This window comes from Nocardia sp. GCM10030253 (genome assembly GCF_042675075.1).
In the GTDB taxonomy this organism is placed as follows: domain Bacteria; phylum Actinomycetota; class Actinomycetes; order Mycobacteriales; family Mycobacteriaceae; genus Nocardia.
In genome coordinates this window covers 87,980-111,676 of record NZ_JBHTDL010000016.1, presented here as the reverse complement: position 1 = coordinate 111,676, position 23,697 = coordinate 87,980, and the positions used below count along the sequence as shown (strand labels likewise).

The 23,697-nt window shown below is 65.4% G+C and carries 25 protein-coding genes and 1 tRNA gene; 15 read left to right on the top strand and 11 right to left on the bottom strand.

The window, feature by feature from the left end; all coding sequences use genetic code 11:
* Positions 1-206: 206 nt before the first annotated feature.
* Complete coding sequence (locus tag ACFQZZ_RS32515; protein ID WP_378688458.1) at positions 207-896, bottom strand: TetR/AcrR family transcriptional regulator; 690 nt, start codon at positions 894-896, stop codon at positions 207-209.
* A 151-nt stretch (positions 897-1,047) separates the two neighbouring features.
* On the opposite strand from ACFQZZ_RS32515, the gene ACFQZZ_RS32510 reads away from it, so the two are divergent.
* Complete coding sequence (locus ACFQZZ_RS32510; RefSeq protein ID WP_378688454.1) at positions 1,048-1,998, top strand: NAD-dependent epimerase/dehydratase family protein; 951 nt, start codon at positions 1,048-1,050, stop codon at positions 1,996-1,998.
* Positions 1,999-2,179: 181 nt separating this feature from the next.
* Positions 2,180-2,842 carry a DUF4386 family protein gene (locus tag ACFQZZ_RS32505; RefSeq protein ID WP_378688451.1) on the top strand — a complete coding sequence of 221 codons (663 nt, stop codon included), beginning with the start codon at positions 2,180-2,182 and terminating at the stop codon, positions 2,840-2,842.
* Between the two features lie 1,025 nt (positions 2,843-3,867).
* On the opposite strand, the gene ACFQZZ_RS32500 is transcribed toward ACFQZZ_RS32505, so the two are convergent.
* Complete coding sequence (locus ACFQZZ_RS32500) at positions 3,868-4,725, bottom strand: GNAT family N-acetyltransferase (RefSeq protein ID WP_378688449.1); 858 nt, start codon at positions 4,723-4,725, stop codon at positions 3,868-3,870.
* Positions 4,726-4,756: 31 nt separating this feature from the next.
* Entirely contained in the window at positions 4,757-4,924 is a 168-nt protein-coding gene (locus ACFQZZ_RS32495; protein ID WP_378688447.1) for a hypothetical protein, read from the bottom strand.
* A 360-nt stretch (positions 4,925-5,284) separates the two neighbouring features.
* Here ACFQZZ_RS32495 and ACFQZZ_RS32490 point away from each other — a divergent pair, with 360 nt between their 5' ends.
* The 3 genes from ACFQZZ_RS32490 to ACFQZZ_RS32480 are packed head-to-tail and all read left to right on the top strand — an operon-like array spanning position 5,285 to position 7,085.
* Positions 5,285-5,665 carry an ArsR/SmtB family transcription factor gene (locus tag ACFQZZ_RS32490; protein WP_378688445.1) on the top strand — a complete coding sequence of 127 codons (381 nt, stop codon included), beginning with the start codon at positions 5,285-5,287 and terminating at the stop codon, positions 5,663-5,665.
* Positions 5,662-6,411, top strand: coding sequence for an aquaporin (locus tag ACFQZZ_RS32485; protein WP_378688443.1), 750 nt, complete (start codon positions 5,662-5,664; stop codon positions 6,409-6,411). Before ACFQZZ_RS32490 ends, ACFQZZ_RS32485 begins: the two co-directional genes overlap by 4 nt.
* Entirely contained in the window at positions 6,408-7,085 is a 678-nt protein-coding gene (locus ACFQZZ_RS32480; protein ID WP_378688441.1) for an arsenate reductase ArsC, read from the top strand. The genes ACFQZZ_RS32485 and ACFQZZ_RS32480 overlap by 4 nt, the downstream gene beginning before the upstream one ends.
* 343 nt (positions 7,086-7,428) lie before the next feature.
* Here the strand turns inward: ACFQZZ_RS32480 and ACFQZZ_RS32475 are convergent, their stop codons facing one another.
* Positions 7,429-7,782, bottom strand: a complete 354-nt coding sequence (locus ACFQZZ_RS32475) for an Rv2640c family ArsR-like transcriptional regulator (RefSeq protein WP_378688438.1) — start codon at positions 7,780-7,782, stop codon at positions 7,429-7,431.
* A 98-nt stretch (positions 7,783-7,880) separates the two neighbouring features.
* On the opposite strand from ACFQZZ_RS32475, the gene ACFQZZ_RS32470 reads away from it, so the two are divergent.
* Complete coding sequence (locus tag ACFQZZ_RS32470; protein ID WP_378688436.1) at positions 7,881-8,408, top strand: ArsI/CadI family heavy metal resistance metalloenzyme; 528 nt, start codon at positions 7,881-7,883, stop codon at positions 8,406-8,408.
* Between the two features lie 146 nt (positions 8,409-8,554).
* On the opposite strand, the gene ACFQZZ_RS32465 is transcribed toward ACFQZZ_RS32470, so the two are convergent.
* The 3 genes from ACFQZZ_RS32465 to ACFQZZ_RS32455 form a co-directional block, all read right to left on the bottom strand.
* Positions 8,555-9,040 (bottom strand): hypothetical protein, encoded by a 486-nt coding sequence (locus ACFQZZ_RS32465; RefSeq protein ID WP_378688433.1) that lies wholly within the window; start codon positions 9,038-9,040, stop codon positions 8,555-8,557.
* An 843-nt stretch (positions 9,041-9,883) separates the two neighbouring features.
* Complete coding sequence (locus ACFQZZ_RS32460; RefSeq protein WP_378688430.1) at positions 9,884-11,002, bottom strand: winged helix DNA-binding domain-containing protein; 1,119 nt, start codon at positions 11,000-11,002, stop codon at positions 9,884-9,886.
* Positions 10,999-12,159, bottom strand: a complete 1,161-nt coding sequence (locus ACFQZZ_RS32455; protein WP_378688428.1) for an epoxide hydrolase family protein — start codon at positions 12,157-12,159, stop codon at positions 10,999-11,001. Before ACFQZZ_RS32455 ends, ACFQZZ_RS32460 begins: the two co-directional genes overlap by 4 nt.
* Positions 12,160-12,222: 63 nt before the next feature.
* On the opposite strand from ACFQZZ_RS32455, the gene ACFQZZ_RS32450 reads away from it, so the two are divergent.
* From ACFQZZ_RS32450 to ACFQZZ_RS32440, 3 genes are all read left to right on the top strand, one after another.
* A complete protein-coding gene (locus tag ACFQZZ_RS32450; RefSeq protein WP_378688426.1) occupies positions 12,223-13,173 on the top strand; it encodes a helix-turn-helix transcriptional regulator in 951 nt (316 codons plus the stop codon).
* 228 nt (positions 13,174-13,401) lie between these two features.
* Positions 13,402-13,785 (top strand): hypothetical protein, encoded by a 384-nt coding sequence (locus tag ACFQZZ_RS32445; protein WP_378688424.1) that lies wholly within the window; start codon positions 13,402-13,404, stop codon positions 13,783-13,785.
* Positions 13,786-13,966: 181 nt separating this feature from the next.
* Positions 13,967-14,212, top strand: a complete 246-nt coding sequence (locus ACFQZZ_RS32440) for a hypothetical protein (RefSeq protein WP_378688422.1) — start codon at positions 13,967-13,969, stop codon at positions 14,210-14,212.
* Positions 14,213-15,193: 981 nt separating this feature from the next.
* On the opposite strand, the gene ACFQZZ_RS32435 is transcribed toward ACFQZZ_RS32440, so the two are convergent.
* On the bottom strand, positions 15,194-16,057 hold the full coding sequence (locus ACFQZZ_RS32435; RefSeq protein WP_378688419.1) for a sigma-70 family RNA polymerase sigma factor: 864 nt from the start codon (positions 16,055-16,057) through the stop codon (positions 15,194-15,196).
* A gap of 76 nt (positions 16,058-16,133) precedes the next feature.
* On the opposite strand from ACFQZZ_RS32435, the gene ACFQZZ_RS32430 reads away from it, so the two are divergent.
* The 6 genes from ACFQZZ_RS32430 (at position 16,134) to ACFQZZ_RS32405 (ending at position 20,923) form a co-directional block, all read left to right on the top strand.
* Positions 16,134-16,514 carry a DoxX family protein gene (locus ACFQZZ_RS32430; protein WP_378688418.1) on the top strand — a complete coding sequence of 127 codons (381 nt, stop codon included), beginning with the start codon at positions 16,134-16,136 and terminating at the stop codon, positions 16,512-16,514.
* Positions 16,515-16,584: 70 nt separating this feature from the next.
* Positions 16,585-17,325 carry an SDR family oxidoreductase gene (locus ACFQZZ_RS32425; RefSeq protein WP_378688415.1) on the top strand — a complete coding sequence of 247 codons (741 nt, stop codon included), beginning with the start codon at positions 16,585-16,587 and terminating at the stop codon, positions 17,323-17,325.
* Positions 17,326-17,529: 204 nt separating this feature from the next.
* Positions 17,530-18,711 (top strand): NAD(P)/FAD-dependent oxidoreductase, encoded by a 1,182-nt coding sequence (locus tag ACFQZZ_RS32420; protein ID WP_378688413.1) that lies wholly within the window; start codon positions 17,530-17,532, stop codon positions 18,709-18,711.
* A gap of 25 nt (positions 18,712-18,736) precedes the next feature.
* Positions 18,737-18,964: a hypothetical protein gene (locus tag ACFQZZ_RS32415; RefSeq protein WP_378688410.1), complete on the top strand. Its 228-nt coding sequence runs from the start codon at positions 18,737-18,739 to the stop codon at positions 18,962-18,964.
* A 2-nt stretch (positions 18,965-18,966) separates the two neighbouring features.
* On the top strand, positions 18,967-19,962 hold the full coding sequence (locus ACFQZZ_RS32410; RefSeq protein WP_378688407.1) for a hypothetical protein: 996 nt from the start codon (positions 18,967-18,969) through the stop codon (positions 19,960-19,962).
* 10 nt (positions 19,963-19,972) lie between these two features.
* Positions 19,973-20,923, top strand: a complete 951-nt coding sequence (locus ACFQZZ_RS32405; RefSeq protein ID WP_378688404.1) for a sigma-70 family RNA polymerase sigma factor — start codon at positions 19,973-19,975, stop codon at positions 20,921-20,923.
* A 358-nt stretch (positions 20,924-21,281) separates the two neighbouring features.
* On the opposite strand, the gene ACFQZZ_RS32400 is transcribed toward ACFQZZ_RS32405, so the two are convergent.
* The 3 genes from ACFQZZ_RS32400 to ACFQZZ_RS32390 all read right to left on the bottom strand — a co-directional run bounded on the left by ACFQZZ_RS32400 (position 21,282) and on the right by ACFQZZ_RS32390 (position 23,687).
* Positions 21,282-21,354 (bottom strand) — tRNA-Ala (locus ACFQZZ_RS32400).
* An 86-nt stretch (positions 21,355-21,440) separates the two neighbouring features.
* The gene (gene glpR, locus ACFQZZ_RS32395; protein ID WP_378688401.1) at positions 21,441-22,586 is read right to left on the bottom strand and encodes a gephyrin-like molybdotransferase receptor GlpR; all 1,146 of its coding nucleotides are present in this window, start codon (positions 22,584-22,586) and stop codon (positions 21,441-21,443) included.
* A gap of 450 nt (positions 22,587-23,036) precedes the next feature.
* The gene (locus tag ACFQZZ_RS32390) at positions 23,037-23,687 is read right to left on the bottom strand and encodes a GNAT family N-acetyltransferase (protein WP_378688398.1); all 651 of its coding nucleotides are present in this window, start codon (positions 23,685-23,687) and stop codon (positions 23,037-23,039) included.
* Between the last annotated feature and the right edge of the window lie 10 nt (positions 23,688-23,697).

Below are 23,697 nucleotides of genomic sequence, written 5' to 3'. Positions count from 1 at the left end.
GGCACTGCGACACGCTCATTGGTGAACCCGATAGTCAAGACCGGCCAGAAGGCACCGCCTCGGCGACACCGACACGCGCTAGCACTGTGGCGGGAGTTCTATGGCCATTGCGCGATCGCCCGGTCCGTCGACGACGTGGACGTGGCGGTTCTACTCGACACTGTTCGCTGAGTCGCCCTGCACCGTCGTGCGTCTGCCCGAGGTGGTCAGGACGGTAGGCCGACTAGGTCGGCCATGAGGTTCATGTGATAGTCGAAGTATTCGGTGCGGGCCTCGATGGTGCCGTCGAGGCGGCCGAAGATTTCGAAGTTGACGAGGCCGAACAGCTGGGTCCAGCCGACGAAGACTCGGTCGAGCACCTCTTCGGGCAGTTCCGAGGCTTGTTGCTCGATCAAGATGCGAAAATCCGCGCGCACGGGTGCCGGTAAGGGGGTCGGCGCCGGTATCGGCGCGAGAGTGTCTGCGGCCGCTTCCGCGATCTGGGCCAAGAGCAGAACCACGGCCGCCGCCGGAGTCACCGTGTCTTTCGGTGCGTCGTAACCGGGTACCGGACTGCCGTAGAGCAGGCCGTACTCGGCGGGATGCGCGGCCGCCCACGCGCGCACCGCCGAGCAGACCGCAAGCCATCTGCGGCGTGACTCGTGCGCGGGGATCTGGGCTTCTGCTGCCGCCGCCGCGTCGCCGAGCGCCTGATACGCCTCCATGATCAGCACCGTCAGCAGGTCGTCGCGGCTGGGAAAGTACCGGTACAACGCGGAGGCGACGATGCCCATGTCGCGGGCGACGCCGCGCAGCGACAGGTTCGCGCCGTCGACGGCCAGCCGACGGCGGGCCGACGCCTTGATCTCCTCGGTCATTTCGGCGCGTACGCGGGCGCGCAGCGATGGTGCGGACATGCCCGAAGTATAGAGAACAAGTAACCCATCGGAGAACGGCAGATGCTTTAGAGAACAATGTTCTTGACTCAGGATGTCGTCCGAGGCTACTGTCGAAGACATCAGAGAACAGTGTTCTCGAAACGAAACGCCAGTCAGAATCGAGAAGCCCATGTCACTGCACATCGTCATCGGAGCAGGCCCGGTCGGTACAGCCACGGCCCGACTGCTTGCCGAACGAGGCGACCGCGTTCGCCTGATCACTCGGCGCGGCACCGGTCCGGAACATCCCGGAATCGAGCGTATCGCCGCCGACGCCACCGATGCATCCGCGTTGATCACGCACAGCACGGGCGCGAGCGCGTTGTATCAGTGTGCTCAACCCGAATATCACCGGTGGGCAACCGATTTCCCGCCGCTGGCCGCCGCCGTCACGCAGACAGCCGAGGCGACCGGCGCAGTGCTGATCAGTGTCGGAAACCTCTACGGCTACGGCGAGACCGACGCTCCGATCACCGAACAGCAGCCACAGCGGCCCAACAGCGTGAAAGGCCGTGTGCGCGCGCAGATCTGGGCCGAGGCGCTCGCTGCCCACCAGGCGGGCCGGATTCGCACGGCCGAGGTGCGCGGATCGGATTATCTCGGGGCCGAGGCGAACTCGGCGTTCACGGTCGTTGTACTGCCCGCCGTGCTCGCGGGGAAGAAAGCACTGTTCCCGGGCGATCCGGACGCACCACACAGCTGGACCTATATCGGCGACATGGCGCGCACACTTGTCGCGGTCGCCGACGATGAGAACGCTTGGGGCCGAGCCTGGCACGCACCCACCGCTGCGCCGATGTCCATCCGCGCCCTGGCCGACCTTGCCGCAACGACAGCGGGCGCGCCGGCCGCACGGGTGGCTCGGATGCCCGCGTCGATCTTGTGGGCAGCTGGGCTTTTCAACACCTCAGCTCGCGAAATGCGCGAGGTGCGTTATCAATTCGACCGCCCGTTCGTCGTCGACTCGTCGGCTGCCACGGCCGCGTTCGGAATTCAACCCACCGAAACGAAGGCGGCCATCGCAGCAACCATCGACGCACTGCGTGACCCGGGCAAACATGTTCCCGCACAGCGGAAATGAGTCCGTCCCGACTTCGATGATCAAGTTCATGCGAGCTGTTCGTCACCGAACGGGTCGAGCACCTGGCGATCGTCGACGGCCGCAACCGACACCCGCAGAATCTGGAGTTCTCGGCACCGGAATCCAGCACGGCGCTGCACCCCGGGTTCGTCGCAGAATTTCGGGACTGCTCGTCGCGGCGATGGTGATCGTCAATGCCGGATTCGCAGGGCTGGCAACGGTATTCGACTACCCGCAGGTGTTGTCCGAACCGAGCACAGAAGTACTGGCCCTGTTCCGGCAGCACGAGGCGGCTACCATCGCATGGTTCGCACTGCTCGCCTTCGGGGCGATACTCCTGATACCACTGGCGGTGCTGATCGGCGGTCTCGATGACGCACCGGCCATGCGCTGGGGCGTCCTGGCCGGTGTCGCGGCCGGACTGGTGCAGGCGATCGGGCTGCTGCGTTGGCCGCTGCTCGTACCCTCACTCGCGGCCGACGCCGCCCGCGCCGAGGAGAGCTCCACGGCCACAGAAACATTCGAGCTGCTCAACCGTGTACTCGGCACAATTCTCGGCGAAACCATCGGCTACCTCGGCACAGCGATATGGACCATCATCGTGGCCACCTGCCTGGCCCGGCGCGGACTACCCCGCTGGTTCGCCACCCTTGGTATCGGCGCTGCGCTGCTCATCCTCACCGGACTAGCCGCACCATGGGGCGTGCCCGCAGTGCAACAGCTCAATTTCATCGGATACCTGCTGTGGAGCGGCTGGCTCCTCACCTTGGCAGTCCTGCTCACCCGAAAGCCGCGCGTCAGCACCCACGAATTGCCAAGTACATCATCAGCTCCCGCCCACTGACCACTCGGCAATCGCGCACCCAAGCGCGCAACAGAGCACGACGGCCTCGAACAACACCGCGCCCGGCGACCCGCTCTTCCCGCTCTTCCCGCTCGCCTGATCAACCGGTCGCCCACGTGTTTCACCGGTGTAGACGGCGGCAGAGCACGACGGCAACCCACCCACCCGCATCCCCTCATCCCCCGTCCCTACCGGACACCCCCTACACAGGGTGTGAAGTGCCAACGCGGGGTGTCCACTGCCTTCTGACCACTGCTCGAGACGCCCCCACAGCCAGATGACCACGGCGGAACTCGACACCACACACCCGACCGCGGGAGGCAAGCCGGGTACCGCACCCAACACGCCCAGCACTGCCCCCGTAATCCCCGGGTAGGCGCACCTTTCCGGCGCAACGAACAATGCGCTACCCCAACCTCATCGCCCTCACCTGGTCCAAACACCCCGTGCCCCAACCAAACACCCCATATACCGGGTGTGAGGTCGGGACGCGGGGTGTGAGGTGGTGCGACTGCCGGTGGATCACTGCTCGAGACGCAACCACAGCCAGATGACCACGCCGGAACTCGACACCACACACCCGACCGCAGGAGGTAAGCCGGGTACCGCACCCAACACGCCCAGCACTGCCCGGTAATCCCCGGGTAGGCGCACCTTTCCGGAGCAACGAACAATGCTTACCCCAACCCCATCGCCCTCACCCGGTCCAAACACCCCGTGTCCCAACCAAACACCCCGTATACCGGGTGCGCGGTGGGGACACGGGGTGTGAGGTGGTGCGACTTCTGCCGGTGGATCACTGCTCGAGACGCAACCACAGCCAGATGACCACGCCGGAACTCGACACCGCGAACCTGACTGCGGGAGGTAAGCCGGGTACGGCACCCGACGTGCCCAGCACTGCCCGGTAGTCCCCGGGTGGGCGAACCTTCCGGGACGCCATCCCGGTGGGTGCGTTCGTTCCCGAAACGCACCCCGCTCGGGCCCAGGCAGACCTCTCGCTGAGCACCTCGCCGAGCGCACAATCAAGTCGCCGGAGCCGGATGCACGAGAATGGCACGGGCATAAAGCAACTGGAAGCCCAGCTTCTGCACATTCTGCTGCGACTTCGAACCGGGCTGGGTGGTGACGACGGCGAGGTCGCAGCCCGCGGCCGCGGCGGCGGCGAGCCGCATCGCCAGCAATGTGCCCTGCACGCCTCGACGTCGGAAACGCGGCAGTGTCGCCGCTCCGCAAAGTTGGGCGACGCCGTCGCTGAGGCGCAGGCTCGCACCGCCGGCGGGCACTCCGTCGATCCGAGCGAGCGAACCCACGAAGCCACTCGACGAGGTGAGGTCGCGCACCGAGTGTTCGATGGCGTCGCGCGGAAACTTCTCATGGGACGCGATGCCCTGGGTGTCGGGTGCGGCAAAGCCGTCGACGACGACGTTCAGCCACGTCTCGAACTCCTCCGGCCCGACATCGGAGATCGCTACCGCCTCTGCCGTGTGCGCCTGCCTACCTGGGTTCAGCCGCAGGCCGAGCACATTTTCGAAGCCGAACAGCACATAGCCGCGGCGCGTCAGACGTTCGGCAACGCTGGGATCGGCGAGTGTCGAGACCTCGAATTGCACCGGCGCGCCGCGCTCGGCGAAAGCCTGTTCCACGGCATCCAGCGCAGCGTCGTCGAATTCGTCGCCCATACCGACGCCGACGACCTTGTCCAGGGGCGAGCCCGGACCCGCCCAGACCGCGAGTCCACTGCCGAGCGGAACCATAAGAACCCGCTCCCGCGGATCTCGACGCGCGGCCGCACGAGCGCCTTCCTCGATCAACGACCGTTCAGCGCGCTCGACGCGGGCCGAAAGTACCGTTCCGGCAAACAAACCCAGTTGAGGCGACATGGCTGCATGTCTACCAGGGTTCGGTCACCGGCTACTCGGTTGTTTCGTCCGCGGGTTGCGGCGCAACCGACCTCGGCAATCTGGCCACGCCGGTGTCCAGATCGATGTCGAAACGAGGGCGGTGCGTCTGCCCGTCGCTGTCCTCGCTGCCCTCGTCGGTCAGCTTCTTGCCCGGGAACAGCTCACCCATGACGCCCATACCCTCACGATAGCCGCGCGATGGTCGGTGCGGCCGGTCGAATGCCCGCCGCAGACGGCGAACCTATCGCCCCCGATACCCGGCATCATCGTCCTGCGCACGGAATTAGCGCCGACCCGTTCAGACCGTGCCGCGGCATCGCCCACGAGTCGCGCCGTGTCCGCGCGAGCGGGCACATCGCCACTGCCATAAACCACGTCGGTGGTGACGTCCGGACGCATCGCGCCGCGCAGGTCCGGGTCGTCGAGCTGCACGCGGCACTCCGCCCCGAGCAGCACGGTCCGCTCCGCTGATTCGCCGGCTATGCGGTTCACCAGATGTTTGCTTGCTTCTTATTTCGACATTGGTCAATATCGGTACATGTCTAAACAAGGGTTGGGGATCACCGACGTCGGCGCGCCGCTGTGTGCGATGACGCCGCTGGTCAGGGAACCATTGACGACCGCGGCCGCGGTGGAATTGGCGGCGGTATTCAAGGCGTTGTCCGATCCGGTGCGGCTGCGATTGTTCAGCGCCGTCGCGAGTCACGCCGGACAGGAAGCGTGCGTGTGCGACCTGTCCACCGGGTTCGAGGTGAGTCAGCCGACGATTTCCCACCATCTGAAGGTGCTGCGCGAAGCCGGGCTGCTGGCCAGCGAGCGTCGCGGTACCTGGGTGTATTACCGCATCGAGCCCGGCGTGCTCGAACAGCTCTCGCACCTGCTCGGCGGCGTCGGCGAATCCGCCGGGATGTGCGCATGAACGCCACGAATCCACGGCGGCTGGCCGCCGAGTTCCTCGGCACCATGCTGCTGGTGTGTGTGGTCGTCGGCTCCGGCATCGCCGCGGCACAACTGTCGCCCGGCGACATCGGGCTACAGCTCTTGGAGAACTCGACCGCGACCGTGTTCGGGCTCGCAGTGCTGATCCTCGTGTTCGGGCCGATTTCCGGAGCGCACTTCAATCCGGTGGTGTCGGCGGCGGACTGGCTGCTCGGCCGCCGCCGCAGCACCGGTCTCTCCGGTGGTGAGCTGGCAGGTTACGTGCTCGCGCAGATCTCGGGAGCTGCTGTCGGCGCTGTGCTGGCAAACGTCATGTTCGATCTGGCCGCCTTCCAGGTGTCGGGCCACAACCGAATCACCACGGGTCATCTCGTAGGCGAAACGGTCGCCACCGGCGGACTGATCGCGGTCGTCTTCGCCCTGGCCCGCACCCGTCGCGCCGCCCTGTCGGCAGCCACGATCGGTGCGTATATCGGTGCGGCGTACTGGTTCACCAGCTCCACATCCTTCGCCAACCCCGCGGTCACGATCGGCCGCATCTTCTCCGACACCTTCGCCGGAATAGCACCAGCGTCAGCGCCCGGTTACATCGCCGCTCAAATCATCGGCGCCGCTATCGGACTCGCGCTTGTCACGTGGCTCTACCCCAGCCTCGCGGCGACCGCCGACAACGTGACCGTCCCCCACGACACCACCCGTCTCGCCGATCACCGGAGTTCGTCATGACCGAAAGCCCTGCCGCCAATACCCTTTACACACGTCACGACTTGACCATCGACCAGAAGCTCGCGCTGAAAACCACAGCCAGCCGTCTGCAACGTGAGTTCGACGGGGTCATCGGCGTCGAGACCGTCGAACGATTCCTGCATTCGTCTTACGACCATTTCGCCAATCGCGCAACGGTATTGAACTTCTTGCCACTGCTCGCGGAGCGATTTTCCCGCCAACAACTGCAAGCACTGGCAAAGGTCGAAGGCAAAGCGCACACCGGCACACCCACCGTATTGTTCCTGTGTACACACAATGCCGGACGCTCACAAATGGCGCTCGGATTCTTCACCCACCTCGCCGGCGACAAGGCCGTCGCATGGTCCGGCGGCTCCGAGCCCGGCAACGAGATCAACCCGGCCGCAATCGAAGCAATGCGCGAAGTCGGCATCGATATCACCGGCGAGTTCCCCAAGCCGTGGACCGACGAAATCGTGCGCGCCGCCGACGTCATCATCACCATGGGTTGCGGCGACACCTGCCCCCTCTACCCCGGCCGACGCTACGAGGAATGGGCTCTCGAAGACCCCGCCGGACTCGGCGTAGACGCCGTCCGCCCGATCCGCGAACAGATCGAAACCCGAGTCCGCCACCTGTTGGCCGAACTCGACATCCCCACCACCCTTTCCTGATCGAAAGGTCGACCAGCCCACGACAACCTGCCCAGCGTCCTGCCGATCCGCGATCAGATCGAGCCAGCGATATCGTTCGCGTCATTCACTTCGGCGAGTTGCTCGGCACGGCAGCAAATTGTGCAGATGGCGGCCGGTTTCGACACCGAAGGGCCGCTGATCCGGCGACCGCAGTCCGCCTACGGACCGGGCGAACCCGTGGTCGGGTATGTAGTTGGGATCCGAAGATGTTCTCGCGAGTTGTCGGCCCACGGAGAGGTCGAGGATGACGCCGCCGATGTCAGGGGCGCATGCACCAGGTCTGGGACGCCGTCGCGGTCGATGTAGAACTCGATAGCGCTGTTCAGGTGCAGCAGTTCGGGTCGAGCACGACGCACAAGGCGGACAACGCGTTCCGAAGCGGCTGGTGATGGACGCTCATGCCGTTTCGGGTCGATTCGATCAGCCCGGCGGCCCGGAGTTGGCCCAGATGGTGGCTGACCGTGGATTCCGCCAGTCCGACGGCCTCGGCGAGCTGCCCAGTGGCTTGATCACCCTTCGCGAGCAGCAGTGACATGAGTTTGACGCGGGCGGGGTCGGCCAAGGCTTTGAGGCGCAGGGCTACTTCGAGGGCAGCCTGGTCGTCGACCGGTCCGGCCGCGACCGGGGCGCAGCAGATAGGTGCGGTCACATCGATGACGGGCAATGCTTTGGGCATGACATCAGAGTACCGAGGGTCTTGACATATGTCGAAAAGGTGGGCAGGATCATGACATCCCAACCAATTCGATATACATCTCAAAGGTGGAGGTCATCATGTCCCGTGTTCAGCTCGCCCTCAATGTCGACGATGTAGACGTGGCGGTGAAGTTCTACTCGACGCTCTTCGGTGTCGAACCCGCCAAACGCAAGCCGGGCTACGCGAACTTCGCGATCGCGCAGCCGCCGCTGAAGCTCGTGCTGCTGGAGAACCCGGGCAAGGGCGGCAGCATCAACCACCTCGGCGTCGAAGTCGAGTCCAGCGAGCAGGTGCACGCCGAGATCGCCCGACTGTCTGAAGCGGGGGTATTCACCGAGGAGGAGATGGCGACGACATGTTGCTTCGCCACCCAGGACAAGGTGTGGGTGACCGCACCCGGTGGCGAGCGATGGGAGGTCTACACAGTGCTCGCAGACAGCGAAACCTTCGGCACCGCACCACAAACCACCACAATTGCAGCGAACACAGAAGCCACAGAAGGGCCCTGTTGCGGAACCGCGCAGGAGGCGGCCGACGAGGGCGCGTGCTGCGGCAGCCAAGCGAAGAGCTCGGCCGTAGCCTCCGGCACCGGTTGCTGCGGCTGACATTGCCAGCAGAAGGACCCGGTCCTCGCGGAGCGGGCCTTTCTGCTGATTGCGCTCACAACGCTATCGGACCGAACTCGTGGATCACGACGACCCCTTCTCGGAGACCGCGTGGATAGGACGTGGTCGAAACGAATCACCCCGAGTCAGGAGACGGCGAGAATTATAACGGTCTTCACAATCATCAAGATGGCTACGAGGCCGAACATTCCGAGACCGACCACCCATACCTGGAACATGAGCCTGAGATGTATCAGGTTGGCGACCCAGCCGGCGTCGGGATCCGCGATGTACTGCGGCCGGAATGCTGCGCCGTGTGCGCTCCAAGCACCCGCGCCCAGTTCCTGCTGCTCAAAGCGCTCCAGCCATTGAGCATCCCGGCTTTCGGCTCGGTGATGGCTAGCCATGAGCATGATCGAGATGACCGACACGTTCAGCGCGAGCAAACCGGCGAGAATCTGAGGAAAGGAGTCGATATTCGCGCTCAGCGCGACGCTGAACAAGAAAGCTTGGGCGGTCAGACTGACGGCGGGCACTTGCCAGAGCAGGTTCTCGTACTGAAGACGCCGTTCCGCCACAGCTTGGTACAGCGCCTCAGGATTGGTTAGGTGCTGAGATGGAGGATTCGCCACGACGGCACTGTCTCATAGACAAGTACCTCCCGCCATTACCGCCACGTTCGGGTGGCTTCGGGCGAGAGTGCCGATGCCAGACCGGCCCTACGCGGTGGTCTTCTGCATCGGGGTTGTGCCGAGCAGCGTCACAACTCCAACTCTGCAGCGGTGACTCGCGTGGGTGGCCGTCCTGGGCTCGGACGGTAGGTTGCGCGCGTGATCGGTCGCCGGGTCACGGCGTAGGCAGAAGGTCGCCGAGCATGCGCCGGGTGGCCGACCGAGCACCATCGGCGCCGACTACCAGATCGCCTGCAACATCCGCCGGATCTGCCCGAGTGTTGTAGTGACAGAAGACGCCCACGTCCGAGCCGATCACGGAGCACCGCCAACAGGTCCCGTCGCCGCACATGGGTACTCGGCCAGCGATGGCTGGGCTCGTTCCGCACAAACGAGTTCATTCGCCCGGTGATCGTATCGACCGTGGTGACACTGACGACCGGAAAGCCCACGTGCCGGACCTGTTCACCGAGTCCGAGCCGGTCCAACGCGGTCAAGGCCGCGGGCCCGAGAGTAACCCATCCGCCCCCATCCGCCGACCGGGCCGAAGCCTCGTAGACCTCCACGCGGGCACCGACCTTCGCAAGCGCAAGCGCAGTGCTCGCTCCGCCGATACCGCACCCGATGATCGCTGCGCGGCCGATCATTGGTGCGTCTGCTCGATGGATCGAAAAGTCGTCGCGGCACTCGAACCATGTCCTCCCTCAGACCCAGAGTCAAGCTATCAGAATGGCAGACTGCGGATAGCGAATCTGTTGTGGCGGAACGTTATTCAGCTAAGGGAATCGGTCTCCTCGCATACGACTAGCGCGGCGGGCCGAAGACCACGTCTCGGGTTTCGGCGGTCGGGTCGGTGAAGTCCAGTAATGCGGTGGCCTCCGCTGCGATGGTGACCGCGTCGCACGGGGAGAACGGCCGACTGTAGGGGCGAATGGTCATTTTCGCGGTTGTTTTATCGCGGGCGATTGTCCAGTCGCCCGCAGTGAATCCGTCGACCAGGAGGAGCTGCGGGGTGGGGCGCTGGGCGCGGTAGTTCTGCCTGGCGTGATCGTCGGTGAGAACACGACTGCGGTCGGCGTAGGACAGCAGGATGTTGTCGTAGTCGTAGAGGAATCGCGGTGGCGCGGGGGTTTCCGGGTCGGGACGCGGTGCGGCGGGCAGATCGAATAGTTCCCGACCGTGCTCGCTTCCGAAGGTGGTCAGTTGGGGGCGGAGGCGGTCGATTACCTCGCGGAGCCGGGTCAGGCCGGACCAGGTCTGTACGTCCGCCACGGTGGCCGGCCCGAACGCTGCGAGGTAGCGCAGGATCATCCGGTCGATCGACGGGCTGGGCGTCGGCTCCGCGCCGAGCCAGGTCTGGAGAGTGGTGTGCGCGATCGGGCCGCTACGACCCCAGACCCCGCGGGGTGGAACCTGCACCAGCGGAACCTGATTGCGCAGGGCATAGACCAGTGAGGCGGGGGGACAGTCCGGCCGACCCTCGCCGAGCAGCGTACCGAGCTCCTTGTTGGTGCGCGGCCGCTCTCGCAACATGTCGACTCCGGCGGCGATCAGGGCCGTCATGTCGATGTTCTCGATGGGCTTGCCGTGCGTGTGGTTGTGGTACAGATCGCGGTCCAGCACCGGCTGAATGAGCGGGCGCAGGTTTGCCGCGTCTCGCGCAGTCACCAAGTGAATTGTCGAGCGCATCAACGCGATTCGCACCAGTCGGCGGTCGGTGAGCGGCTCGGCGGCCTGCTCGGGGGTGAAATCGGCCAGCCTCGACCAGAGACCGACGTACCAGCTATGCGGGGTCTGCGCCTGCAGGCCGACCAGATGCTCGACGGCCTCGATAACCGTCATATCGTCGCGGCGCAGCAGCAACTGCCGCGCCAAGGTGGCGCGGTTGATCGCTCGCCGGTCCAGTATCGAAGTCCTTGTCACTTCAGTCCACCGAAGAATTGGCGGACATCGGCGGTCAGCAGATCCGGCACCTCCATCGCCGCGAAATGTCCACCGCGATCGAATTCCGACCAGTGCGCAATGTTGTTGCCGTACTCACCGAAGCGACGGATCGCCACATCCTGCGCGAACACCGCGACGCCGATGGGTGTGGGCGACGGTTCGGCATGCCAACCCGCGACGTGCATGTTCTCGTAGTACATCCGCGCGGCCGAGCCGGCGGTACCGGTGAGCCAGTACAGCATCACGTTGGTCAGTAGCCGGTCGCGGTCGATGACCTGCTCGGGCAGGTCCGCGGCGGGGAAGGTCCATTCCTTGAACTTCTCCATGATCCAGGCCAATTGCCCGATCGGTGAGTCGACCAAGCTGTAGGCGATCGTCTGCGGCCGAGTTGCCTGGATCTGGAAGTATCCGTTCTCGTCATCGAGGAAGTGGCCGAGCCGTTCCAGCCGAGCCTTCTCGGCGTCGGTGAAGGTCGCGAGCTCCTCCTCCGAGACCTTCCCGAACGGGATGAACCCGAAGGTGGCGGCATTGAGGTGCACACCGACGACCTGATCGGAAGCAATCCGCCCCAGCTCGGCGGAGACGAATGCACCCATATCGCCACCCTGGACGCCGTAGCGCTGATAACCCAGGCGCCGCATCAGTTCTGCCCACGCCGCCGCGACTCGACCTGTGTTCCAACCCGTTTCGGTGGTGGGCCCGGAGAAACCGAAGCCGGGCATAGACGGGATGACGACGTGGAAGGCGTTCGCCCGATCGCCGCCATGGGCAGCCGGATCGGTGAGAGGGCCGATGACATCGAGGAATTCGACGATCGAGCCGGGCCAGCCGTGCGTCAGGATCAGTGGCAGCGCGTTCGGCTCGGATGAGCGGACGTGCAAGAAATGCACGTTCTGCCCGTCGATTTCGGTAGTGAACTGCGGAATCTTGTTCAGCGTCGCTTCGTGCTCGCGCCAGTTGTAGCCGGTACGCCAGTACTCGGCCAGCTCTCGCACATACGCAAGCGGGATCCCATACTGCCATCCGACCCCGGGCAGCTCGTCCGGCCACCGCGCACCGGCAAGCCGGTTGCTCAGATCCTCGAGCTCGGACTGTGCAATGTCGATGCGGAAGGGGGTGATGGCTTCGTTGTTCATAAGGCAAACCCTAGAGGCCCTATAGGACAACTTCGGTCCTATAGTCCTGGCAGGATTTCCGGTATGAAGGAAACCTCCGCCCGCCTGCTGCGACTGCTCGCTCTTCTTCAGATCCGCCGCGAATGGTCCGGGCAGGACCTCGCCGACCGGCTGGGAATCACCACCCGCACCGTGCGCCGCGATATCGACAAGCTGCGCGCCCTCGACTATCCCGTGCACGCCGCGAAGGGCATCGACGGCGGCTACTGGCTCGGCGCGGGCGCGGAACTTCCGCCGCTACTGCTCGACGACGACGAGGCGGTGGCCATCGCGATCGCCCTGCGCACCGCGACCGGCAGTGGCGTCGCCGGCCAAGGCGAAACCGCACTGCGCGCACTCGTCAAGCTGGAGCAAGTACTGCCCGACCGACTGCGTAATCGCTTGGACGCCTTGCAGATCGCCACCGTTCAAACCCCGGGTAGCGGCCCCACTGTAGAACCAGCAGTACTCACCGCGATCGCTGCGGCCTGCCGCGATCATCAACGCCTGCGGTTCGAGTACGCCGGATCCGACACCACTCGACTCGTCGAGCCACACCACGTGGTGACCTGGGGTCGCCGCTGGTATCTGGTGGCCTGGGATGTCGACCGCGACGACTGGCGCACATTCCGGGTCGATCGGATGCGACCGAAAGTCCCCACCGGTCCACGGTTCATTCCGCACGAGCTGCCAGGAGACCCGGCCGCGTTCGTAGCACGCGGCATCGCCCAACGCTGGCCCTACCAGGTCACCATCCGTCTACACACCCCAGCCGATTCCGACGCGGCGCACGCGACAGCCGCCTACGGCCGCCTCGAACCCATCGACAACCACCACTGTCTGCTGCACATCGGCTCGGAAGACCCTCGCTCGCTCGCATTTCTACTCGGCGCGCTCACCATCGACTTCGACGTCATCAACGCACCCGAGCTAGCCCGCGAACTACTCACCACCGCACAACGTTTCCACAGGGCAATAGCACCTACAAATGTGTAGCCTGACGGCTAGGTGTCAGGCTCGGCCGCTCGCACGCGGGATCAATCGAACTGGCGAGCATGGGTGGGGTCCGGGGCGAAGCCCGCCGGGCGGGCTGTGGGGGGGTTGCCCCCCACAAACACGCGGAACGCGAAAGAGGCTCATGCTCTCCATGAGCATAAGCCTCCAAGTGTGGACCTAATGCGACGTTACTCGAACCAGGCCACCCTAACCACGACCCTGGAATCAATGCGGCAACGACTGGCCGATGACCAGGGCAGAGGCGGACGCAACGCCTCCCCGAAGCCGCCTGCGGTTCGGCGGCGTCTCACCCAGGAGCACCGAGCGGCGATCGCCTCGCAGTACGAAGCGGGCAGCACCGTCAACCAACTCGTCATCAAGCATCGCCTGGGCAAGGGAACCGTACTCGCCATCCTTCGCACCGCAGGAGCGAAGATCAGATCTCCCCGTCGGTTAACCCAGCAGGAGATCGACCACGCCATCAACTGCTACCAAACCGGAGAATCTCTCGCCCGGGTCGGGGCACGGTTCGACGTCACCGCAGACACGATCAGCGCCGCACTTGAACGACGCGGGATCCCACGACGCGATACCCAAGGCCGGGAACGATAGCCTCTGACCGTGTAACCCTGGGCTTGCCATATCGGCGGCCGCACTGTTACCGTCCTCGCTGTCGGGCAGTGCTATGCCCTCAACCTCAACCACTCCGGTTGAGGTTTTTTGTTTCTCTCCCCCATCAACCGCAAGCCCTCAGCATGAGCTGGGGGCTTCTTTTGTGCCCAAGGAGGGCTCCGTGCAAATCGTCCAACCGCTGCTGGCCCATGGCATTTGGCCGATTCTTGCCTTCTTCGTCCTGGTATCGGTGGTGAGTGTTGTCGCGCTGGTACGTGCCGAGGCGAAGGATGTTCCATTGATCTTCAAGGCTTTCGCTGCCGCGTTCGGGTTCCGTGGCCCCGAGGATGAAGACGCCGGTACAACCGGCAATGAAGGTAATGCTGGAGACGATGTCGAGGACGAATCTGCCGAGGAGGCCCTGTGACCCGCCGGCGCGCACACCATGACCCGACCGCGACCGAGTTCGTCATCGAGACGAACGAGCAGTTCCGGCACGTCCTCCTCCAGACACTGTGCGAGACTTTGCCCCCGCTCGAGGGCGAAGTCCTCCGGCTGGTTGCCTCCGGTATCACCTTGGAAGAGATCGGAACAAGCGAAGTCCTCCGGCTGGTTGCCTCCGGCATCCCGTTGGAAGACGTCGGAACACCGGAGATGAGACGGGAAAGGATGTCTCTGCTCCGATCTCTCCCAACTGAGTGGAACCTAGCGCAGGCCGCGCTAGCGCTCGACCGGGCCGCGGCCTTGCTGCTAGAGGGCGAGGGAAAGTACCTGCTGAGCATGTTTCGAGATGCGCACCTGTGGACCATGCAACCAGTGACGACGTCAGTCCAGGGCAATGTCGCAGTGCGGGCCAAGGAGATGCTAGGCCGGACTGCCACTTTCGAATGGTGTCGGCGTCACCGCCGCTGGAATTTCGTGGGGGGAGCAAACTCCCGGCCATGCGTAACGTGCCATTGCAATGTCTACTCAGGCGGGGGATTTTTCCAGACGACCATCGGATCGCGGACGACTACAGAGCGCAGTACTGCTCTGCCTCGTGCCTTCCAGGAAGTAGGGTGCCGGACGCTGAAAGCGCCCATCGTTCCATGTAACCGCCCACTGAAATACGCTCAGAGGCGGTGGATCTGATCCGGTGAGTGGTTGAATCGCAATCCCCGCCAGCTGGGATTGCGCAGGCTGGAGCCGGTGGAGGGTAGGTATTCGAGGCTTGCGCTACTCCCCGGCTCCGCCCGCCGATGCTGACGTCCGACGCACCGTCAGCGGGCAGCCAGAGCCCTGACTGCATCAGGCTGCGAACGCACTGAAATGCCGAGTTGAGTGAATTCGGCATGAGCGCGACAGACCCGTCCGGCGTACTGACTTCGGCGGCGGGCAGTGTCCATTCACGGACAGGTTCGAGCTCGGGCTATGGCGCCGTGAGTTCCATTTTCGACAATCGGTCCTCGTCCGCGACCGCGTCGATCCCGGCGATGCGCTCGCCTGCGAATCGGATGGTCATCACCAGCACCAGTGTGCCGTGCGGGGCCAGCACCAGGCCCGGCTCGCCGTCGAGCATGATCGCGCGAGCAACCTGCGCCTTTCCGCAGAAGTTTTCGGCTAGGACTCGGCCACCATCGAAGTCGGTCCCCGCTCCCAGCAGGCGTGCGGCCTCGTCTGTGCGATAGGTCGCGTCCGGGTCGAGCATCGCCAGCAGCGCCTCGAACTCGCCGTTCTGCGCGGCCCGCAGGAACACCTCGACGGCGCGGTATCGCCGCATCCGGTCGTCGCTGCCCGACCCGGAGTTGCCCCGCACCCGTCCACGCGCCCGGCTGGCGATCCGCTGCGTCGTCTCGGGGCTGCGGTCGACGATCGGCGCGATGTCGGCGAACGATACGGCGAACAGGTCGTGCAAGACGAAGGCGATACGTTCGGTCGGCGAGAGTTTGTCCAAGACCACCAGCAGCGCCAAGCCGACAGAGTCCGCCAGCAGGGCCTCCTCCTCGGGATCGGTCCGAGGCCGCGCCCCGAGACCTGCGCCGTGTTCGTCGAGGGAGTCCTCGCGGCGGGACTCGCGGGACCTGAGCATGTCCAGGCACACCCGGCCCACCACGGTTGTCAGCCAGCCCGCCAGGTTCACAACGTCGCCGGTCTCGGCCCCGGCGGCCTTGAGCCAGGTCACTTGGACGGCGTCGTCGGCTTCGCTGAGCGACCCCAGCATCCGGTAGGCCACTGCCCTCAGGTGGCTCCGATGCTCCTCGAAGCGCGTCGCGAGCAGTTCGTTTCCGTTCATGTGTCTGGTTTCCTCGCCGCTACCCGTCAGAGAAGCAGGAAGCCGTTCCGACATGAATATTTGGAGGTAGTCAATCATGAACGTCGCTCTGTGGATCGTCGCCGGGGTGCTGGCGGCCGTGCTCCTTGCCAGCAGCGCCAAGCTTGTGATCCCCAAAGAGAAGATTCTGGCCGCTGGCAAATATGCCACGTGGGCCGAGGATTTCAGCCCGGCTGCCCTGAAAGCTCTTGGGGTCGTGGACCTCTTGGGCGCGATGGGGTTGATCCTGCCCGCCGTGCTCGATATCGCACCGATCCTGGTGCCGGTGGCGGCGATCGGCACGGCCCTGCTTTTCGCCGGGGCGATCATCGTGCGGGTCCGGCGCGGTTTGTGGGCCACGGCCGTCGCCGAGGTGCTCTACCTGGCCATGGCCGTCTTCGTGGCCTGGGGCCGTTTCGGCCTCGAGCCCTTCGCCTGACTCAGCTTCGATCCGCACCAGCCGGCACGTTGGTGTGACGGTGCCGGAACCTTCACAAAGGAGAAACCACATGACCCCGCAACCAACCTCGGCGCTCATCACCGGAGCCAACAAAGGACTTGGCCTGGAGACCGCCCGCCGACTCGGAGAACAAGGCTGGACGATCTTCCTCGGCTCGCGTGACCCCGGACGCGGACACGCAGCCGCCGACCAGCTCGCCGCTCGCGGCGTCAACGTGACGATGATCCCGCTGGACGTGACCTCGGGCCAGTCGGTGGCCGACGCTGTAGACCTCGTCCGCCAGCACACCGACCGACTGGACGTACTCGTCAACAACGCGGGCGCCGCAGGCAACATCGTCACCCCCGCAGAGGTAACGGTCGAGGAAGTTCACTCCGTCTACAACACCAACGTCTACGGCCCCATCAGGGTCACCAACGCGTTCCTCCCCCTGCTACGAGTAGCCGACAACCCACGAGTCGTGATGGTGTCCAGCGCCATTGGTTCCATGACGATCGCGACCGACCCCACACAGCCCTCCACCAAATCCCACGAGCTCGCCTACAGCTCCTCCAAAGCAGCGCTGAACATGATCACCATCAGGTACGCCAAAGCCCTCCCGGAGATCAAATTCAACCTCCTCACCCCTGGAGAAATCGCCAACGGCAAATACACCGCCACCGACATCAACAATCACACCGGCCAATTGACCGTCACCGAAGGCTCCGACCCGATCATCGAACTCGCGACTATCGATGCCGACGGACCGACCGCGACCTTCATCGACCGCCTCGGCCCCATTCCTTGGTAACCAGTTCCTCACCCGCACTGTGCGCACCCCGCATTGACGGAGTGCGCACCGCGAATCATCCACTGCCAGTGGCTATACCAAACGACCTTTGCAGTCCGGCCGTCCGGGATCCTCGTCGGGGGTGATCTAGATCACCGTCTGGCGCTGTCAGGAATTCGGGGGCTGTCTCGTTCAAGGAGCACGCGAACCAGACAGGAGCGAATCATGAAGCACCGCATCGTCGTCCTCGGGGCCGGATACGCCGGAGCCTTCTCCGCCGCATACCTGGCACGCCAGCTCCACGCCGACGACTTCGAGATCGTCGTCGTCAACGCCGAACCCGATTTCGTCGAGCGGCTGCGCAACCATCAACTCGCCGCCGGGCAGGACCTTCGCCACCTGCCGCTGGCGGAGGTGTTCGCGGGCACCGGTATTCGGCTGCGAGTGGCGCGGGTAACCGACGTCGACGTCGAGAACCGGACTGTCACGGTCGTCGACGACGAGACCATCGACCGGCTCGGGTACGACACCCTGCTGTACGCGCTCGGCAGCACCGCAGCCGACCCTGGCGTTGTGGGCGTGGCCGAGTACGCACACCATGTGGCAGCGCGGCCCGCCGCGCTGCGCCTGCGCGCACGCCTGGATGAGCTGGGCGAGGACGGGAGGGTATTGGTCGTCGGCGGCAATTTGACCGCGATCGAGGCCGCCACCGAGCTTGCCGAATCCCGTCCAGGGCTTCGAGTCACCCTCGCTACCCGGGGCGAACTGGGCGGCTGGCTGGGTCCCAAGGCCCGCGCTCACCTGCTGCGCACGTTCGACCGGTTGGGTATCACCGTGCACGAGCACACCCCTATCGAGCGGGTCGAGGCGACGTCGGCGGTCGCCATCGACGGCACCGTGTTCGCCTCCGACGCGACGGTGTGGGCCGCCGGTTTCGCCGTGCACCCGATCGCCGCCGCCAGTGGACTCGCGGTGGAACCCAACGGCCAGATCACGGTCGACAATCAGATGCGGTCGGTCTCGCACCCGGATGTCTACGTTGCCGGTGACAGCGCCTTCGTCATCGGCGATAACGGTCGGCCGTTGCCGATGTCCTGCGCTACCGCCGGATCCACCAGCAGGCAGGCAGCGGCCGCGATCGTCGGGGACCGGACCAGACGCAAGATCGCGATGGCCAAGCAGTCCTATGTCGGCAACCACATCAGCCTCGGCCGCGAGGACGCGCTGTTCCAATTGGTCGACAGTGAGTCGCGCTCCAAGCCGGGGGCCCTGACCGGCCGGACGGCCGTGCGCGTCAAGTCGGCAACCCTCTGGATGTCGGTCTGGGGCCTATCCCACCCGACCTTCGGAATGCCGAATCACAAGTACCGCTTGGCCACCCGAGAGCACGACGTGGTTCCCGCATAGAGCCCTGCCCATCGACGCTGCCGCGGTGCCGCGTTTCGAGGCCAGCCGAAATCGGCTGGCCTCGCTCGCCCACCGTCTACTCGGCTCGTCCGCTGACGAGGCACTCGACCGAGCAATCGCGATGCGCGTCGAGGACACCCGCATCACCGGCCTCTACTTCGTCGGCAACCCGCACAAGCTCACCCACTTCGACTCCGAGACCCACACACCCTGCGATGAACACCGGCCACGAACCCCGCTGTTCGAGGAGTAGACATGACCACGCCGCTGGCGCCGCTCATCACCGACGCGCTTCCCTCACGATGGCCAACGGTGACCCGAGCAGTCGCGCTGCTCACGGCGATCACCGGCGTACTACTCGTCGCCTTCGCTTGGCCGTCGGTGCGGTCGTCGGTGCACGATGTGCCGATCGCCGTCGCCGGACCCGCTCCCGCGGTCGCGCAGATACGCACCGCACTCGAGCAACGTCTGCCGGGCGGGTTCGAGATCACCGAAGTCGCCGACACCGCCGACGCCGAACAACTCATCCGCGACCGCCAGGTGTACGGGGCGATCGACCTCAGCAACGGCACCCCGCAGGTCATTCTCGCCTCCGCCGCCAGCACCGCAGTCGCCCAGACCCTGCAGAACATGGCCACCGGCCTCGGCCAAGCAGGCAGCACCCCGGTCGCTGTGCGCGACCTCGCCGCCCTGCCCGCCGAGGACCCACGCGGCGCGGGCCTGGCCGCAGGCGCACTGCCGCTGGTCATGGGCGGTCTGCTGGCCGCAGTGCTGCTGATCAGGCTCGTCCACGGCACCGGCCGCCGAATCGCCGGAGCACTCGCCTTCGCGGTCACCGGCGGCCTGACCGTGACAGCGATCCTGCAATTCTGGTTCGGCTCACTGAGCGGGTCCTACCCGGCCAACGTCGGAGCTGTCGCCCTGACCATCGCGGCCACCTCCCTGACCGTCCTCGGGCTCGAATCCATGCTCGGCATCGCCGGAATCGGGATCGGCGCCGTCGCCATGATGCTCATCGGCAACCCACTCTCGGGCACTGCAACCGCACCCGAAATGCTGCCTGGCTGGTCCGGCACGCTCGGCCAACTACTCCCCCCCGGCGCTGGCGGCCGACTGCTGCGATCGACCGCCTTCTTCGACGGACGCGGCGCCACCCAGGCCGTCACCGTCCTGGTCGCCTGGATCGTGCTCGGTGCAGTGCTCTGCCTGGTTGGTGGCCTTCGCGCAAGCCGGGCCGCCAACTCTGCATAAGGTCATGCCTATGCTCATGGACACCGCCACCGTGGCGAATTTCGAAGCCAGCCGGAATCGACTGGCCGCGATCGCCTACCGTCTTCTCGGCTCAGCCGCCGACGCCGAGGACACGGTGCAGGACGCGTTCCTGCGGTGGCAGGACGCCGACCGCGAATACATCGAGGTGCCCGAGGCCTGGCTGACCAAAGTCGTCACCAATCTTGCCCTGGACCGGCTCCGGTCAGCGAAGATGCGACGCGAACGCGCAGTCGACGCCTGGATGCCCGAACCGCTCCTCGACGGCGACCCGATGCTGGGTCCGGCCGATACCGCCGAGCAACGCGAATCGGTGACCCTCGCGGTACTGACGCTCATGGAGCGGCTCTCGCCCGTCGAACGAGCCGCCTACGTACTACGCGAGGCCTTCGCCTACAGCCACTCCGAGATCGCCGAGATTCTCGGCATCACCGAATCCGCGAGTCAGCAACACACCCACCGAGCCCGCCGTCGAATCGCCGTCGCTCGCAACAGCAATGACATCGACCCCGCCTCCGCGCGTCGAATCGTCGAGGCGTTCGTCGCCGCCGCCGCCTCCGGCCGGACCGAACAACTGATCGCGCTGCTGACCGACGACGCGACCGGCATCTCCGACGGCGCCGGCCTCGGGCTGGGCCTGGCCGAGAAGCTGATCCGGTACTCCACCCCGCAGCGCCTCGCCGACGCGATGCGGGCCTTCAAACCGTCGCCGGCCAAACGCAAACTCGTCGGCGGCTCACCCTCGATCCACGCCACCGTGGTCAGCGGCTGCCCGGCCATGCTCGTCACGCTCGACGACCGGGTCGTGGGCGTCACGATCCTGGAGATCCGCGACGACAAGATCGCAGGCGTGCTCGGCATCACCGACCCGGACCGGCTCGCTCGCCTCACCGAGCAATGGCAGCGGCACGAGCACGAGATCCCGCTGATCGAATCGTGGTAGCGCCGTTCGGCATTCGATCTTGTGTTCGTTCGACTGTTCCCGTCGAACGATTCGGCAAGCGCTGCGGCCAGTCGGCAATAGGTTCGAACGCACCGTAATAGCCGCGACCCGCGCTGTCTGAAGCGGTAAGCGCGGGCCTGCGGAAGATCAACGGGCAGAGGTCATCTCAGCCGGTAACGCACTGACATGCCGCGACCCGCGCTCAAGCATCATGGTTTGCGAGCAGGAGCCTGCCGAGGCTCCTAGGGTTTGACTTCGCCGGATTCAGGCAGAAAGCCGCTGCCAAGAGAAAAATCCCGAGGCCATGGTGAAATCGACCTCGGGACTGCCAGTACTTACATGCAGGCTCTGCCTTGAGTGGAGCTAAGGGGAATCGAACCCCTGACCTTCTCGATGCGAACGAGACGCGCTACCAACTGCGCTATAGCCCCGTGCGGCTCCGGGGAACCGCGCTGTGACACTGTATCAGGCGATCGGCGCAGACTCCGAATCGGTGGGTTGACCTGGGCAGATGCCGTTACTCACCGGCGGCCCGCCGCATGTCGCTGGTGCGGTTGCGGAGTGCGCGGGCGGTGGCGGCGTCGAAGGTTTCCAGGTGTTCGAACATGGGGTCTTCGTCGTCGGCCTCCAGCAGGGCGGAGCGGCGGCGCAGGGCGCGGGCGGTGTCGCGGTCCATGGCCTGCTGCCAGGTCTGCTGCTCGGTGTGCGGCGGCAGGTCGTAGGCGTGCTCGCGGCCGCGGCCGAGGCGGGCGGCCCTGCGGCGGCGGATCTCCTCTTCCATGCGGACCTGCTTGCGTAGGTACGCCAGGTAGATCACCAGCACGACGGCCGACAGGCCGCAGGCCCACCAGAACAGCGATGTCACCGCGACGCCGAGGCCGCCGAACAGGATGGCGCTCAGGATCAGGCCGAGTACGGCGCGCTGACGGAAGGTGTAGCGGGCCGCGCGGGCGATCGCGTCGGCCTCCGGGTCGAAGCCGCCGCGGCCGCGCCGGGTCGGGACGAAGTCCGGGTCGGCCGAATCGGTTTCGGAATCGTCATCGGTGTCGACGTAGCGTGCGGGCGCCGCGGACCGCGCCGGGGGGATCCTGGCATCTGCCGGATCGGTGCGCTCTTCGGCCACGAGGTCATCATCGGCCGCCGCGTCGGCGTTCGCAGCGATTCGAGCCGCGGCAACGTCGATGCTGTCCGTTTCGGTATCGAGTTCACCGTCGACGTCATCGGATTCGGGCTCAGCACTATCGAATTCGGCCGCCACGTCCTCGAGTTCGTCGATGTCGGCATCGGTGATATCGGAATCGGATGCAGCAGAACGGGAATCAGGTGGGTCGCCACCCTCGAGCTCCAGTGTTGCGCCCCGAAGAGGCATTTCGTCATCGATCTCGGTGACGGGCTCGTCGGCCGGTGTTGTCATCCGGTCCTCCGGATCATTGCTATGGGGATGCTTTCTCTGCACGCGGGTCGGCCGATAATCGGGGTCACTCTCATGCCCCGCGGCCGGTCCACTCTTCGTGCGCCGCTTGGAACCACCGCGGTGCAATACGCGGGTCGCCAGCGCCGCGTCGGTCGTCTGCCGGATTCTCGGGTGCCGGTCGGCGAGTATCGGAAACAGGACGAAGACCCAGAGAATGACCAGGCCGATCCACAGAATCGAATTGGGCATCTCGCCTCAGCACCTCCGTCCCCGCCTGGGTTGTCCGTTCGGCCTTCGACCGGTGCGCTCCGCTCCCCATCGCGGTGCGTTCGCTCGCCGCAAAACGCACTCGGACGGACGGACGTCCCCGGTCGCCACCAAGCGTTTCGGCGGGTTCGCCGGACGCCTCGCAGGCTCCCTGCCGATAGCGCAAGACGCACCACCGACGTCCGTAGGTTAATTCCGTGTCGCGGCGAGATCCGTCAGGCGCGCCGTGCACATCTGCCACACCTGTCACAAGCTCGCTAGTCCGCCTCACTCCCCCGCCTCTCCGCGTCTTTTGCCGGTCGTAGGTGGGTTGGGAGCTTCGTACCGGGCCGGAAGTCAGGTGCAAGGTGAGTTTTGGGCGTGCCCGATGAGTTACCCATGTAGTCACGAAATCAGTTGTTGCGTTGCGCAAAAGGATTTATTGACGCCGTTTCACGGCAAGGTCGCTCGACCGTCACGGATCAGTCGATCGATGACCGTTCCGGCCACCTCCTCGACGGTGATGCCGACGAGCAGGTGATCCCGCCATGCCCCGTCGACATCGAGGTACCGCTCGAGCAGACCTTCCTCGCGGAACCCCACGTTGCGAAGCACAGCCTGGCTGGCCAGGTTTTCCGGGCGGACAGTCGCCTCTATCCGATGCAGCCCGGCGGGCCCGAAGCAGTGATCGAGGCCGAGCGCGAGCGCGGCCGTCGCCACGCCTTGGCCGCTGAGATCCTTGGCTACCCAGTAGCCGATCCAGGCCGAGCGCAGTGCCCCGCGCACGATATTGCCGATGGTCAGCTGACCGCTGAAAGTGCCGTCCACCTCGATGACCAATGGAATCATCGCGCCCCGACGGGCTTCCGCCTTCAGGCTCGACCACAGCGACGGCCAGTTCGACGCGTGGTTGCGCGCCTCCCAAGCGCCGCGTCCGGTTGGCTCCCACGGCTCCAGGTGCGCCCGGTCGCGCAGTCGAATCCGGCTCCATGCCGCGGCGTCGCGCAACCGCACCGGCCGCAGCGACACCTGTCCGGCCGCGACGCGCACCGGTCCCAGATGCGCGGGCCATCCCGGATGCTGTGTTACCCGGAAAACGTTCATCGTCTCCACG

Bases quoted from the DNA above. Each gene is read 5' to 3' on its own strand.
- ACFQZZ_RS32515 (WP_378688458.1), bottom strand. From the start codon at position 896: ATGTCCGCACCATCGCTGCGCGCCCGCGTACGCGCCGAAATGACCGAG.
- ACFQZZ_RS32510 (WP_378688454.1), top strand. From the start codon at position 1,048: ATGTCACTGCACATCGTCATCGGAGCAGGCCCGGTCGGTACAGCCACG.
- ACFQZZ_RS32505 (WP_378688451.1), top strand. From the start codon at position 2,180: ATGGTGATCGTCAATGCCGGATTCGCAGGGCTGGCAACGGTATTCGAC.
- ACFQZZ_RS32500 (WP_378688449.1), bottom strand. From the start codon at position 4,725: ATGTCGCCTCAACTGGGTTTGTTTGCCGGAACGGTACTTTCGGCCCGC.
- ACFQZZ_RS32495 (WP_378688447.1), bottom strand. From the start codon at position 4,924: ATGGGCGTCATGGGTGAGCTGTTCCCGGGCAAGAAGCTGACCGACGAG.
- ACFQZZ_RS32490 (WP_378688445.1), top strand. From the start codon at position 5,285: ATGTCTAAACAAGGGTTGGGGATCACCGACGTCGGCGCGCCGCTGTGT.
- ACFQZZ_RS32485 (WP_378688443.1), top strand. From the start codon at position 5,662: ATGAACGCCACGAATCCACGGCGGCTGGCCGCCGAGTTCCTCGGCACC.
- ACFQZZ_RS32480 (WP_378688441.1), top strand. From the start codon at position 6,408: ATGACCGAAAGCCCTGCCGCCAATACCCTTTACACACGTCACGACTTG.
- ACFQZZ_RS32475 (WP_378688438.1), bottom strand. From the start codon at position 7,782: ATGCCCAAAGCATTGCCCGTCATCGATGTGACCGCACCTATCTGCTGC.
- ACFQZZ_RS32470 (WP_378688436.1), top strand. From the start codon at position 7,881: ATGTCCCGTGTTCAGCTCGCCCTCAATGTCGACGATGTAGACGTGGCG.
- ACFQZZ_RS32455 (WP_378688428.1), bottom strand. From the start codon at position 12,159: ATGAACAACGAAGCCATCACCCCCTTCCGCATCGACATTGCACAGTCC.
- ACFQZZ_RS32450 (WP_378688426.1), top strand. From the start codon at position 12,223: ATGAAGGAAACCTCCGCCCGCCTGCTGCGACTGCTCGCTCTTCTTCAG.
- ACFQZZ_RS32445 (WP_378688424.1), top strand. From the start codon at position 13,402: ATGCGGCAACGACTGGCCGATGACCAGGGCAGAGGCGGACGCAACGCC.
- ACFQZZ_RS32435 (WP_378688419.1), bottom strand. From the start codon at position 16,057: ATGAACGGAAACGAACTGCTCGCGACGCGCTTCGAGGAGCATCGGAGC.
- ACFQZZ_RS32430 (WP_378688418.1), top strand. From the start codon at position 16,134: ATGAACGTCGCTCTGTGGATCGTCGCCGGGGTGCTGGCGGCCGTGCTC.
- ACFQZZ_RS32425 (WP_378688415.1), top strand. From the start codon at position 16,585: ATGACCCCGCAACCAACCTCGGCGCTCATCACCGGAGCCAACAAAGGA.
- ACFQZZ_RS32420 (WP_378688413.1), top strand. From the start codon at position 17,530: ATGAAGCACCGCATCGTCGTCCTCGGGGCCGGATACGCCGGAGCCTTC.
- ACFQZZ_RS32410 (WP_378688407.1), top strand. From the start codon at position 18,967: ATGACCACGCCGCTGGCGCCGCTCATCACCGACGCGCTTCCCTCACGA.
- ACFQZZ_RS32405 (WP_378688404.1), top strand. From the start codon at position 19,973: ATGCTCATGGACACCGCCACCGTGGCGAATTTCGAAGCCAGCCGGAAT.
- glpR (WP_378688401.1), bottom strand. From the start codon at position 22,586: ATGCCCAATTCGATTCTGTGGATCGGCCTGGTCATTCTCTGGGTCTTC.
- ACFQZZ_RS32390 (WP_378688398.1), bottom strand. From the start codon at position 23,687: ATGAACGTTTTCCGGGTAACACAGCATCCGGGATGGCCCGCGCATCTG.